The 13,100-nt window shown below is 35.6% G+C and carries 15 protein-coding genes; 11 read left to right on the top strand and 4 right to left on the bottom strand.

All coding sequences use genetic code 11. From position 1 onward, the window contains the following. Positions 1-4: 4 nt before the first annotated feature. A complete protein-coding gene (gene kaiC / locus ASE21_RS13910) occupies positions 5-1,678 on the bottom strand; it encodes a circadian clock protein KaiC (RefSeq protein WP_057123291.1) in 1,674 nt (557 codons plus the stop codon). Between the two features lie 324 nt (positions 1,679-2,002). Here kaiC and ASE21_RS13905 point away from each other — a divergent pair, with 324 nt between their 5' ends. The 7 genes from ASE21_RS13905 to ASE21_RS13875 all read left to right on the top strand — a co-directional run bounded on the left by ASE21_RS13905 (position 2,003) and on the right by ASE21_RS13875 (position 7,954). Continuing rightward, a complete protein-coding gene (locus ASE21_RS13905) occupies positions 2,003-2,746 on the top strand; it encodes an SDR family oxidoreductase (protein WP_057123290.1) in 744 nt (247 codons plus the stop codon). Between the two features lie 283 nt (positions 2,747-3,029). Then, complete coding sequence (locus tag ASE21_RS13900) at positions 3,030-3,443, top strand: cupin domain-containing protein (RefSeq protein ID WP_057123289.1); 414 nt, start codon at positions 3,030-3,032, stop codon at positions 3,441-3,443. Positions 3,444-3,691: 248 nt separating this feature from the next. Next, positions 3,692-4,675, top strand: a complete 984-nt coding sequence (locus ASE21_RS13895; RefSeq protein WP_242410274.1) for an alpha/beta fold hydrolase — start codon at positions 3,692-3,694, stop codon at positions 4,673-4,675. 93 nt (positions 4,676-4,768) lie between these two features. Then, complete coding sequence (locus ASE21_RS13890; protein WP_057123288.1) at positions 4,769-5,179, top strand: organic hydroperoxide resistance protein; 411 nt, start codon at positions 4,769-4,771, stop codon at positions 5,177-5,179. A gap of 105 nt (positions 5,180-5,284) precedes the next feature. After that, the gene (locus tag ASE21_RS13885) at positions 5,285-6,025 is read left to right on the top strand and encodes a DUF1223 domain-containing protein (RefSeq protein WP_057123287.1); all 741 of its coding nucleotides are present in this window, start codon (positions 5,285-5,287) and stop codon (positions 6,023-6,025) included. A gap of 164 nt (positions 6,026-6,189) precedes the next feature. Continuing rightward, a complete protein-coding gene (locus ASE21_RS13880; protein WP_057123286.1) occupies positions 6,190-7,206 on the top strand; it encodes a sensor histidine kinase in 1,017 nt (338 codons plus the stop codon). Beyond that, on the top strand, positions 7,187-7,954 hold the full coding sequence (locus tag ASE21_RS13875; protein WP_057123285.1) for a LytR/AlgR family response regulator transcription factor: 768 nt from the start codon (positions 7,187-7,189) through the stop codon (positions 7,952-7,954). Before ASE21_RS13880 ends, ASE21_RS13875 begins: the two co-directional genes overlap by 20 nt. A gap of 152 nt (positions 7,955-8,106) precedes the next feature. Here ASE21_RS13875 and ASE21_RS13870 read toward each other — a convergent pair whose 3' ends face one another. The 3 genes from ASE21_RS13870 to ASE21_RS13860 form a co-directional block, all read right to left on the bottom strand. Next, positions 8,107-8,919 carry a helix-turn-helix domain-containing protein gene (locus ASE21_RS13870; protein WP_057123284.1) on the bottom strand — a complete coding sequence of 271 codons (813 nt, stop codon included), beginning with the start codon at positions 8,917-8,919 and terminating at the stop codon, positions 8,107-8,109. Positions 8,920-9,005: 86 nt separating this feature from the next. Further along, positions 9,006-9,884: an oxidoreductase gene (locus ASE21_RS13865; RefSeq protein ID WP_057123283.1), complete on the bottom strand. Its 879-nt coding sequence runs from the start codon at positions 9,882-9,884 to the stop codon at positions 9,006-9,008. Positions 9,885-10,136: 252 nt separating this feature from the next. Beyond that, positions 10,137-10,541: a DoxX family protein gene (locus ASE21_RS13860; protein ID WP_057123282.1), complete on the bottom strand. Its 405-nt coding sequence runs from the start codon at positions 10,539-10,541 to the stop codon at positions 10,137-10,139. Between the two features lie 170 nt (positions 10,542-10,711). Between ASE21_RS13860 and ASE21_RS13855 the strand changes: the two genes are divergently transcribed. The 4 genes from ASE21_RS13855 to ASE21_RS13840 all read left to right on the top strand — a co-directional run bounded on the left by ASE21_RS13855 (position 10,712) and on the right by ASE21_RS13840 (position 13,100). Beyond that, positions 10,712-11,284: a Crp/Fnr family transcriptional regulator gene (locus ASE21_RS13855; protein WP_057123281.1), complete on the top strand. Its 573-nt coding sequence runs from the start codon at positions 10,712-10,714 to the stop codon at positions 11,282-11,284. 298 nt (positions 11,285-11,582) lie between these two features. Then, positions 11,583-12,137 carry a YceI family protein gene (locus ASE21_RS13850; protein ID WP_057123280.1) on the top strand — a complete coding sequence of 185 codons (555 nt, stop codon included), beginning with the start codon at positions 11,583-11,585 and terminating at the stop codon, positions 12,135-12,137. Between the two features lie 4 nt (positions 12,138-12,141). Beyond that, positions 12,142-12,360, top strand: coding sequence for a tautomerase family protein (locus tag ASE21_RS13845; RefSeq protein ID WP_057123279.1), 219 nt, complete (start codon positions 12,142-12,144; stop codon positions 12,358-12,360). A gap of 5 nt (positions 12,361-12,365) precedes the next feature. Beyond that, a complete protein-coding gene (locus tag ASE21_RS13840; RefSeq protein WP_057123278.1) occupies positions 12,366-13,100 on the top strand; it encodes an SDR family NAD(P)-dependent oxidoreductase in 735 nt (244 codons plus the stop codon).

Below are 13,100 nucleotides of genomic sequence, written 5' to 3'. Positions count from 1 at the left end.
GCTGTTATTTTTTCTTAGAAGATAATTTAGCGTGTAATTCTTCTGTTGCTTTCAGAATGCTTAATTCTTCTTCAGCCGATTCAAATTCGGTTCTCAGGGCTTCAACATTAGCTTCAAGTACTTTACGCTTACGTTCAATTTCGCGGTCTTTACGGCTGATTTCGTTTTGAAGCTTGATATCAGAAATAGTTTTCTTTAACTGATGCGATTTTCTTGCGGCTCCGGTTAATATTCCCTGCGGACCTAATTCTACATCAAGTAATTCAATTCCTTTGCTTGTAATCACAAATTCCCTAACCTGATTAGAATGTCCCATTCCTCTGGCTTTGATAATAAAAATACCGCGGTTTCTTTCGCCAACACCTTCCATATCACGAACCGTAATCCATGTATCTACTAAAGAAGATACAGATTCTTCTGCCAGATCTGGCCTGAAATTATCAGTCTGTTTATTTAAAGAGGTAAACATCGCCGTAATATTATTGGCCTTGAGCATATCAATTAACCTTACCAGCATAGAGCGTACTTCGTGTTCGCTTCCTACTGAAATAAGATTACTTATAGGATCAATAATTATGGTCGTAGGTTTATACTCTTTAATTAATTTTCTGAGTGTCAGTAAATGCAGTTCAAGACCGTTTAAGGATGGACGTGCAGAATGAATCTGCAAAATGCCTTTCTTGATGTGTTTGTTAAGATCAATTCCAATTGATTTCATATTGCGAACCAATTGCTGAGGCGATTCTTCAAAAGCAAAATAAATGGTTTTTTCGTTCTTCTTGCATTGTTCATTCGCAAAATAACAAGCAACAGTAGTCTTGGCTGTTCCGGCAGTTCCAGATATTAAAATGTTGCTTCCGCGGTAAAATCCGCCGCTGTTAAACATTTCGTTCAGTCCGGGAACTCCTGTGGAAATAATCTCAGAAGAAACTTCGTTGTCCAGTTTTAACGATGTAATAGGAAGTACCGAAATACCATCTTCATCGATTAAAAACGGATATTCATTTGTTCCGTGAGTAGAACCTCTGTATTTTACAATTCGGAGTCTTCTTGTCGAAACCTGTTCGATAACACGATGATCGAGTACAATAACACAATCTGAAACATACTCTTCTAATCCCTGACGGGTTAAGGTTGCTTCGCCGCGCTCTCCGGTAATAATTGCTGTAACTCCTTTTGTTTTAAGCCAGTGAAACAATCTTCTTAATTCGGCTCTCAAAATTGCCTGATTGTCAAGACCTGCAAATAAAGATTCAATAGTATCTAATACAACCCGTTTGGCTTTAATAGAATCGATTGCGTGTCCTAACCGAATAAACAGTCCGTCAAGATCATATTCTCCGGCTTCTTCAATCTCTGATCGTTCTACACGTACATGATCCACTATAAGTTTTTTATCTTTTTTAAGCTGGTCAAGGTCAAAACCCAATGATTTTACATTTAAAGTAAGATCATCTGAAGGCTCTTCAAAAGACATAAAAACGCCGGGTTCGTTATACTGCGTAATCCCTTTAATAATGAACTGCATGGATAGTAAAGTTTTTCCACATCCGGCACCCCCGCAGATTAATGTTGGACGTCCCTGAGGGAAACCACCCTCAGTAATTTCGTCTAATCCGTCAACCCCGGTTGGAGTTTTTGGGAATATAAAATGATTTGTTCTAATTTTTTCCTGCACAATAATATAAATTCAGTATTACTCAAATATACATTTTCTTACAGGATTTACAATGCAGTCTTGTTAACTTTTAACAGCTGTTTAATGAAGTTTTAAAAGTAAATTAAGATAAATTGCCTTTAAAACTACGTTTATCGAATAAATTTAACCAAATATATAAGAAAAACGGATTAATTTTTAACAGTAATTTTTTCGATTTGGTTAAAACTGGATTTTGATAATATTAAAATGTTAATTTTTACTTTTAGTATACTCTGTGATACCTTTAAAAAAGCAATGTGTTTTACAATTTAAATTTGTGCCGATAATTTTTAATATAAAAAAATGGAAAATTTAAAAGATAAAATAGCAGTTATTACAGGCGGAAACAGCGGTATAGGCTATGCAGCGGCCAAACAGTTAAAATTAGAAGGGGTAAAGGTTGTTATTACCGGAAGAAGAAAAGAGGCAATTGAAAAAGCAGCACTGGAATTGGGCGTTACAGACATAACTGCCGATCAGTCGAGTGTTGCAGACATTGACAGCCTGGCATTAAAAGTTAAACAAGATTTTGGCAAAATAGACATATTATTTATCAATGCCGGAATTGCCGGTTTAGGTACCATCGAACAGGCATCAGAAGAACAGTTTGACAGCATTATGAATGTGAATTTAAAAGGCGCTTATTTTACTTTAAGCCGTTTTATTCCTATTTTGAACGATGGGGCATCGGTAGTCTTTCTGTCTTCCAATACTGCCAGTATGCCGGGCCCCGGATCATCGGTTTATTCGGCAAGTAAAACTGCCCTGAATTCGGTTATGAGAACTGCGGCATTAGAATTAGCGCCAAGAAAAATCAGAGTAAATTCTGTTAGCCCGGGACCAACAGAAACCGAAGTAATGAAGAAAGTAGGTTTAGATGAAGCAGCTGTAAATAGTATTATGAATGTGGTGGTAGAGAAGGTTCCTTTAAAACAAATGGGAAAATCAGAAGATGTTGCTAAAATGGTTTCGTATCTAAGCAGTGATGCAGCCAAATTCATAACCGGCTCCGATTTTATAATAGACGGCGGAATGGTGCTGGCTTAATTATATGTATGAAATAGTTTAACCGCAAAGAGTTTAGGTTACACAAAGGCCGCAAAGTTATTCAACCAATAGCTTTGCGGCCTTTGTACGGTTAAAGATTCTTAAAAGTAAATAATCATAGCATGCTTTGAGATTGGGTCACAACTCATTTCATTCACAATTCACCCTGTCCGCTTCGCCCTAAAGTTTGCCCGTTTCGACTTTTTTATCGTTTCATAAGAAAGGTTACCGCTCTACTTTTGACATAGAAATTAACACAAACAAATAATTTAAATCAAAAGTTATGGAAACTAAAAAACAAAAAACGTGGGTTATAATAGCTATTATCATTTTAGGAATAATTGCTTTTTTAATTCCCAATCAAATTGCAGCACAAACCGGAATAAAAAGAACTGATTTACAAAAACACGATTTAAGTATTCCGGGAAGAGAAACAGTTCAGGCCCGAATTGATTTTGACGGACATACCGCTTTCGGAAAACATTCTCATCCGGGCGAAGAAATTATTTATGTATTAGAAGGTTCACTTGAATATGAAGTAGAAGGGCAGGCGCCTATTACTTTAAAAGCCGGAGAAGTACTTTTTATTCCCGCCGGGGTTGTTCATTCCGCTAAAAATAATACTAATGCAAAGGCTTCAGAACTGGCCACTTATATTGTTGAAAAAGGAAAACCGGTTTTAGTTATGAAAAAATAGTTTCAAGTTTATATTTCAGGTTGAAATGTGGGAAGTTTAACCGCAATCCCGATAACTATAGCGATTGCATAAACCATAGCGCCCTTTACGGTTAAACTACAATTCACAATTAATAATTCACAATTACCCTGTCCATTTTACCTTTTACTTTGTCCACTTCACCTTTTTTCTCCTTTCAAAACGAGGATTACCAAGATATCTTTGACGAAGAAATTAACTGATAATCAAATAATAAAAAATCAAAAATTATGAAAACTATAATAAAAATCAAAAACAAAACCTTTCTTTTAATTGTCTTTCTTTTAGTAAATACAGCAGCTATAAATGCACAAAACAGTTCACTGGGAACTTTAAAACAAATCAACGCCGGATTATTGAATGTAGGTTATACCGAAGCAGGTCCTTCAAACGGAACGCCTGTAATCTTACTTCACGGATGGCCGTATGATATACACAGCTATAACGAAGTGGTTCCTATTTTAGTTTCAAAAGGTTATCATGTATTTACACCTTATTTGAGAGGATTCGGCACTACAACTTTTCTTTCTAAAGACACTTTCAGAAACGGACAGCAGGCAGCATTAGCAACTGATATTATTGCTTTTATGGATGCATTAAAAATAGATAAAGCCGTTATTGGCGGATTTGACTGGGGAGCCAGAACCGCAGTCGTTACGGCTGCACTTTGGCCGGAACGTGTAAAAGGTCTGGTTTCTGTAAGCGGTTATCTGGTTGTGAATTTAGAAGCCAATTTAAAACCGCTTCCTCCAAAAGCTGAATTAGGATGGTGGTACCAGTATTATTTTGCAACCGAAAGAGGAAAATTAGGCTACAGCCAAAATACCTACGAATTTAACAAACAAATCTGGCAGATCGCTTCTCCGTTATGGAATTTCGATAAAGCAACTTACGATCAAACGGCACAGTCTTTTGAGAATCCGGATCACGTCGCAATCGTAATTCACAATTACAGATGGAGACAATCTCTGGAAGCAGGAGAAGCTAAATACGATAACTTAGAAAAACGCCTTGCAGCAAAACCTGAAATTAAAGTACCAACGATTACGATAGGAAGTGATTTTGACGGCGCTTTCGCGGATGGAAAAGCTTATGCAAACAAATTTACAGGAAAATACGAACACAGAATTTTAAAAGGAATAGGGCATAACGTTCCGCAGGAAGACCCAAAATCATTTGCACAAGCGATAATTGATGTAGATCAACTAAAATAAATTTCAATTTTTAAATTCCAAATTCCAATTCAAAAATAAATTTCAATTACAAAATTCAAATAATCTAAAATCAACAATCTAAAATTTTTAAACATGGAAACAAAAATCTTATACACAGGAAAAACACATACAACAGGCGGACGTGAAGGAGCTTCACAAAGTTCAGATGAGCAGTTGAATATCAAATTAAGTGCTCCGGGATCATCACGTCCGGGAACAAATCCGGAGCAGTTGTTTGCTGCGGGATGGTCAGCATGTTTTATTGGAGCTTTGGGAATTGCCGCTTCAAAACTAGGAGTGAAACTTCCGGCAGAAACTGCTGTAGATGCAGAAGTAGATTTGTGTGTAACAGAAGGAGAATATTCTTTGCAGGCACGCTTGAACATCAGCCTTCCGGGAATTGAATACGATACAGCACGATCTTTGGCAGCGCAGGCACATCAGACTTGTCCTTACTCAAAAGCAACAAGAGGAAATATAAACGTTGAAATTAATATTCTGTAATTTCCAACCTGCAAGGATTTAAAACCTTGCAGGTTTAATTGTATACTTTATAAATAAAAAACACCTGCAAAGTTTTAAAATCCTTGCAGGAATAAAATAAGAATCATGAAAAAGATAAAAATAATAAGTGCTTTTGCAATGTTGTTTTTCTTAACAGGAAACACCATTTTCAGTCAAAGCAATCAGGATAAAAAAGGTTTTGCCCTTTTAGAATTATATACTTCCGAAGGCTGTTCAAGCTGTCCGCCGGCAGATGAATTACTTGGAAAAATTCAGAATGAATTAAAAGACAAAAATGTTTACGTATTGGCATATCATGTTGATTATTGGGACAAACAAGGCTGGAAAGATATTTTTAGCAATGCCGATTTTACTAAAAGACAATACGATTATGCCAAATACATGGACAAAGATCCAATCTATACGCCGCAAGTAATCATTAACGGAAAAATCGATTATGTAGGTTCTCAGGAAACAAGCCTGCGAAACGGAATTAAGCCGGCAGTTTCAAAACCTGCTTTGGCAAGTGTAAGTTTAGAAACGAATCAAAATGACAATAATCTTTCTGTAAATTATAGTGTTGAAGGAACTTCAAAAAACAGCCGTTTGTTTATTGCTGTTGTTCAGAAAGAAGCGAAAAGCAATGTAAAAAGAGGCGAAAATGCAAACCGTGTTTTATCTCATTATCAGATCGTTCGTCAGCTTCAGTCGGTTGATTTAAATAAAAATAAAAAAGGAACTGCATCGGTTCGTCTGCCTAAGAATTTCAATACACAGGATTTTGAAATTATTGGTTTTGTGCAGGATATGAATTCGGGTGCCATTTTAGGAATAAAACGTACTTAAGTTTTTGTTTCAAATATTACAGAAAGAATATTTTTTAGCTTTCGCAGATTATGCAGACTGAGTACATCAATTAAAAAATCTGCCTAATCTGCGAAAGAAATTAGATTTTAATTTTTCAAAATAAACCTATCTTTGACAGTTTAGGATAACCAACAACTATAATTATGGAAAAAGCAAAACGTTTTCAGGTTTCACTTAAAGTAATTTGGGGAAGTTCGGCTGCACTGGCAATTATGGCTTCCATACCAAAATTATTTGATGCCGGTTCTACGCCCGGAGATCTTATTATAAACTCTTCGATTACATTGCTTTTTTCCCTTTTTATCTGGTATTACAACATTTATAGTTTGCCTAAATTTTCTTCACAGCGAACAAATAAAAGTCTCTTTAACTGGAAACTTCTGCTAAGCGTTGTAATGGGGATTTTACTGATGGTAATTCTGGTAATTGCACATCAGGAACTATTTCAGGTTTCAAAAATGGATGCACCCATTATGTTTGAACTCCGCGGAGTTTTGATCAATTTGATTGTATATATGTTTCTGCATCTTCTTTTTCAGAATTACCAGACCCAGCAAATAGGATTAGAACTCGAGCGAACAAAAGCGGTACATCTGGGAGCGCAGTACGAATTATTGAAACAGCAGGTAAATCCGCATTTTTTGTTCAATAGCCTGAATACCTTAAAATCGATGGTCGATATGCAGGATCCGCAGAGTTCTGATTTTATCCTGAAATTATCTGACTTTTACAGATTTACTCTCGAAAGCAGAAAGATGGATTTAATTCCGTTACGGGAAGAACTACAAATTTTAGACTCGTATGTATATTTGCTGAAAGCCCGTTTTGAAGACGGATTTGAAGTTTTGAAAGAAATAGATCAAAAACAATTTGATTGCGCAATTCCGCCTTTTTCCTTGCAGCTGTTAATCGAAAACTGCATCAAACATAATATCGTTTCGCTTGATAAACCGCTGAAAATTAAATTGTATACTGAAAATGATTTTCTGGTAATAGAAAATCTGATTCAGCTGAAACGTGGTACCGTATCAACCGGCGTTGGACTGAATAATATTAATCAGCGCTTTATGCATTTGGTTCACAGAGAAATAGAAATTGATAAAACTGAAACATTATTTAAAGTTAAAATTCCACTAATTTATGACTATCATAATAATTGAAGATGAAGTAAAAACGGCCAAAGCACTTGGTCAGCTTATTTTGAGTATCAGGCCTGATGCTCAAATTTTGTCGTATATCCAAAGTATTGATGGCGCTGTGAGTTATCTTTTAGAAAATGATCAGCCCGATTTGATTTTTATGGATATTCAGCTTGCAGACGGTTTAAGTTTTGAAATCTTTAAAAATGTGGAGGTCTTGTCACCCGTTATTTTCTGTACCGCTTTTGATGATTATGCCATTGATGCTTTCAAATCAAACGGAATCGATTATGTTTTAAAACCTTTTTCACGAGAAAGTATTTCGCAGGCCATTAAAAAAGCAGGCGAGCTGAAAAACTTCTTTCAAAGAAACAAAAAAATGATGCCTGATTTTGATTATCTTTTAACAAGAACAGGCGAAAATAAAGGGAAAAGCAGCTTTCTGGTTTTTAAAAACAATAAATACCAAACAATCCAAACCGAAAATATTGCCTTTTTCTATATCAAAAATGAAACGCCTACAATCGTCACTTTCGATAAAACCGAATATCAAATTACGCAATCTCTTGATGAGGTTCATAAGTTGTTATCGCCCATTCAGTTTTTCAGAATCAACAGGCAATATCTGGTCAATTTTTCAGCCATAAGAGAAGCCGAACATTATTTTTCAAGAAAGCTGATTCTTAAACTTACTATTCCTACGGAAGAAAAATTATTAGTCGGAAAAGAAAAAGCGACAGCTTTTTTAAGCTGGCTGGAGAATAGGTAGTTTTTTTAGTTTGCAGTTTTCAGTCTCAGTTTTCAATCCGAGTCTCAGTTTCTAAATTTAGTTTCGTCATTAGAGGAGCAAAGTATGTCAGCTGAGACTGAAAACTGCGACTGAAAACTGCGACTGAAAACTGAAAACTGCAAACTAAAAAACTAAACCTTAGACGGCGGCATTCCAAACTGCTTTTTAAAAGCAAATGAAAAATGTGATAAATCTTCAAAACCTACTTCTAAATAAACTTCAGACGGTGTTTTTCCTTTTTCTTTAATTTGATAATATGCTTCCTGCAATCTTTTCTGGATGAGCCATCGGCTTGGCGAAATCTCAAAAATACGCTGAAAATCCCTTTTAAAAGTAGCCAGACTTCTTCCGGTTAAATATGCAAAACGATCTAATTGCACATTAAAATGAAAATTCTTTTTCATAAAAGCCTCCAGGTCAATTTTTCCGGGTTCGTTAAAATCGAATAAAATATCTTTTAATTCCGGATGGCATTGCAGTAAAATAGTAATGGCTTCATTTACTTTTAAAGCCTGAAGTTCTTCGGTTATCAATTGATCTTCATTGATATATGGTATGAGTGAATTCATGAAACTTTGCAATAAAGGAACTTCTTTTAATCGAAAAACCGTTTCAGTTTCCGGACTTTTAATCAGGCTGGTTTTTTGATTGTATTGTATAGAATAATCACGAAGAGCTTCCTGATTCAGATAAATCGAAATAGACTGAAAAGCGGTATTCGGATCAGGTTGTTTGATGAATTTAATAAGCTGATTTCTTCTGATAAATCTAAAATCGCCCGGATTAAAAACATACTCTTTATTTCCGTTATTTAAAGCCAGAACTCCCGAAATCTGAAAACTCAATACATGTTCTGCAGCAAATTGTTCTCCTTCACGATTTTGCGTGTAATAACACGAATAGGCAATCGGCGAGGTTTTCTGATTAATTTTAGAATCGTTCATATCACAAATTTATAAAAAAATCAAGCAGTACCCATAATTTGAATACTGCCTGATCTGGATTTGATTGTTTAGTTTTACAATAACTGTTATTTTTTACCCGTATACCATTTTCCCTGAGCTGAATCAAAAAAGCTTCCGGATTCTTCATGATCTGTTGATAAACTCACATCCATCCATTTTTGCATTTCTTCGGTTCTTTTCTGATCGGCGTCTTGTAAAATCCCAATAGCTTCACTTCCCAAAACAAGATGCACAGGCGGGTTTGGATGTATGGCCAGATCAACCATAGCTTTAGCGGCTTTTTCAGGGTCACCAACTGGAACAAAATTTCCTCCTTTAAAGAAATCCGTACGTTGTTTTACCATATCATAACCTTCAATTTCTTCAGCATAACTCATCGATGCGCCCGCCCAATCCGTACGGAATCCTCCCGGTTCAACGCTGGTTACTAAAATTCCAAGCGGAGCAACTTCTTTGGCTAAGGCTTCGGTAAATCCGCTTAAACCAAATTTTGCGGCCTGATACATGGTCAAGCCCGGATTTCCAACACGTCCTCCAATAGAACTGATTTGCAAAATTCGACCAGAAGCTTGTTTACGCATAAAAGGCAAAACGGCGCGGGTAATTTCGATTGGCGCAAATAAATTGGTTTCTAACTGACTGCGAACCTGCTCACCTGTATATGCTTCTGCTGCACCAATTATTCCGAATCCGGCATTGTTAACCAATACGTCAATTCTTCCAAAATGTTCAACAGCTTTGTTTACAGCCTGATGAATTTCATCGTAATTGTTTACATCTAATTTCAAAGGCAGAATCTGATCCTGAAATTTTTCTTTTAAATCATTTAACTGATTAATGTCTCGTGCAGTTGCAGCGACTTTGTCACCGCTATTTAATACTGCTTCAGTAAGATTACGTCCTAATCCTCGAGAACTTCCTGTGATAAACCATATTTTATTCATTGTAATTGTGTTTTAAATTCATTACAAATTTACGGCGGGAATAAAGGTTGTTGTTTTGTTGAAAAGCTCAAAATTATTTGTTTTAACGCTCATTGTAATTTTAAAGGTTTAATTTTCAGCTGCAAAAGTTTTAATATTATTGATTCGCCTGCAGCCAATTCCATATAAATGATAAAGCCTCCAGCTTTGCCGGAGGCTTATGAATAAAGTTAAACTTTGTGCCTTAATGACTTTGCAAGATTGAAGTATATTTTAGAAGTTTTCTTCAGAAACTCTTACTGTATAACTGGCAGAATATAATTTTCTAAACATTAGATAAGTAACACTTACCATAACAAAAGCAATAATGGCATCGATAGTTGCAGGGAAACCTAATACAACCAATTTGGAAAAGAAAGCGAAAATGATGTCGAAAAATATTCCGGCAAATACCCATTCTTTTAATCTTAGTAATTTATTCGGAATCAATAATGTAATGACTCCTGAAACTTTCATTACACCAAGAATGTAAATAAAATGTGCCGGATAACCCAATAACTGCGTAATTTCCCAAACTAATTTGTTTGTTGTCAATTCAAAAAAACCGCTGGCACCAAACCATAAAGAAGTTAAAACAATTCCTGTCCAATAAATAATTTTTGTTGTTTTTGCATTCATGATTTTAAATTTTAAGTTGTTAAACAGGACAAAATTGCGGCAGTTCCGATTGATTTCATATTGCTATTTTGGCGAAACGGACAAATTCAAATCTGAAATAGACAATCCATAAGTTCATTTGATTTTATAACTTTACAAAAGACTTTTAAATCATAATAGTCTCATTTAAAATGGAAGCCAAAACACTTTTACAAGAGCATATAACTAAAACAGTTTCGCTGACAGACGAAGAATTTGATTATTTCTTTTCGCATTTCAAACGATTATCTTTTAAAAAAGGACAGACTATCATAAGCGAAGGCGATAGTGTCGATTGCGAATATTTTGTAATCTCAGGATGCCTGAAAGCTTTTTATATTAATGATGAAATCAAAATGTATATTCTTCAGTTTGCTATGCCAACCTGGTGGACATCTGATTATAATGCACTTTACAATCAAACTCCGGCGGCTATAAATGTAGACTGTATTACAGATGCTGAAGTTCTTTGTCTTTCTAACACCGACCGCGAAAAACTGTGTTCCGAATTTCATCAGATTGAACATTTTTTTCGCTGGAGAACAAATAAAGGTTATATCGCTTCCCAAAAAAGACTTTTATCGTTTATGAATAATAATGTAAAAACACGTTATGAAGAACTTTTGGCTTTGTATCCACAACTTTATAATTTAGTTCCAAAGCATTTGATCGCTGCTTATTTAGGCGTTTCCAGAGAAACCCTTAGCCGACTTTATAATTCTTAGTTTTTAGCCCACGGATTCTACGGATTATTTTTTTGCTTTGTACAGATTTGGATTCCCGCAGATTTTGCTGATTGAGATGATTATGTATTGCTGAAAAATATCGCCTGTGGTTTCAACCACAGGGATTTGCGTTCCAGCGGTTAAAACCGCTGGCTATGTTTTAAATTTTATGCCAATATAAAAAACTTTGTCCCTTGAACCTTTGCTTATTTGCACCTTAAAAAGAATGTGATCTACATCACGTAACCAATTTTGACAACCGCCGTTCCTTTGTATTGTACTTTTAAATACAATAAAAATGGAAACAATAAATTTTAATATCGTAAGCTCAAAAAGCAGAATCGATTGGACCGGAAGAAAAGTAACCGGTGCTCACAATGGTACAATTGGTATCAAAAATGGTAATTTCATCCTAAGCGATGGAAAAATAAATGGAGGAAATGTTATTATCGATGTCACCTCTATAAAAATCTTAGACATTACTGATGCTGCAGCAAATGCCCAATTTGCAGGACATCTTGCTTCGGATGATTTTTTCTCAACCGAAAAATTTCCAACCGCTTCATTTGATATTCAGACTGCAAAAGAACTTTCAAACGGGAATGTTTATCTTGAAGGCAATCTAACTATTAAAGATATTACACATCCTGCGGGGTTTGAAGTTTCAATGCAAAAAGATCCAAATGTTATTTCACTTTCAGGAAAATTGATAATTGACCGAACACTTTATGATATCAGATTCAGATCTGGAAACTTTTTTAAAGATCTGGGAGATACTTTAATCTACAATGACTTTGAACTTGATTTTACAATTAATGCCGAAGCTGTTTTTTCAGGACAATCTCAAAACTAAGATCATGCCTTACGTAAAACTAGAGCTGACCCGCGAGGGCGTTACCCGCGGACAGAAACAGGAATTAATCATGGGAATTACCAATCTCATTACAAAAGTATTACACAAAGATCCGCATTTAACTCACGTTGTAATTCAGGAAATCGAGCTGGACGATTGGGGTTATGCGGGAGAACAAGTTTCAGTATTAAGGGAAAAAGGCATTACTGCCGATAAAAAATAAATATCATGAAAAAACAAACTATAATTGTGACCGGAGCAGCTTCCGGCATTGGAAAAGGAATCGCGAAATATTTTTTAGATAGAGGCGATAACGTGGTTATAAATTCAGTTACAGCTGCTTCGTTAGAAAAGACTTTTAATGAATTTGGCGCAGGCGAAAATCTGGCAATGTTTACCGGAGATGTAAGCGACAAAAAAACAGGAGAGCAATTGGTGAAAATTGCTTTAGAAAAATTTGGTTCTGTAGATGTATTGGTTAATAATGCGGGAATTTTTGCCAGTAAACCTTTTTTAGAAGTTGATGAAGATTATTTGGATACATTTCTGAAAACCAATTTAAAAGGAACTTATTTTACTACACAGTCAGTGATTCCGCAGATGCTGAAACAAAATGGCGGTGTTGTAATCAATATCGGAACTCCATTAGTAAATCACGGTTTAGGCGGATGGCCGGCTTCGGCTCCAATTGCCAGTAAAGGAGCAATTCATGCATTGACCATTCAGTTAGCGGCCGAATTTGGAAAACAAAATATTCGTTTCAATACCGTTGCGCCGGGTGTTATTCGCACGCCAATGCATGGCGAAAACGCAGATCAAAATGCCGGTTTGCATTTATTAAACAGAGTAGGAGAGATCGATGATGTTTCTGAAATGGTCTACACCGTTGCCAAAAGCAATTTTATTACCGGATCTATCATCAATGTTGATGGAGGAAAAGGTGCAGGGCACAATTTAAATTAA

It is taken from the genome of Flavobacterium sp. Root901 (genome assembly GCF_001429765.1).
Lineage (GTDB): Bacteria > Bacteroidota > Bacteroidia > Flavobacteriales > Flavobacteriaceae > Flavobacterium.
The sequence above is the reverse complement of the archived record's forward strand: the minus strand, read 5'-3'. Positions and strand labels throughout refer to the sequence as shown.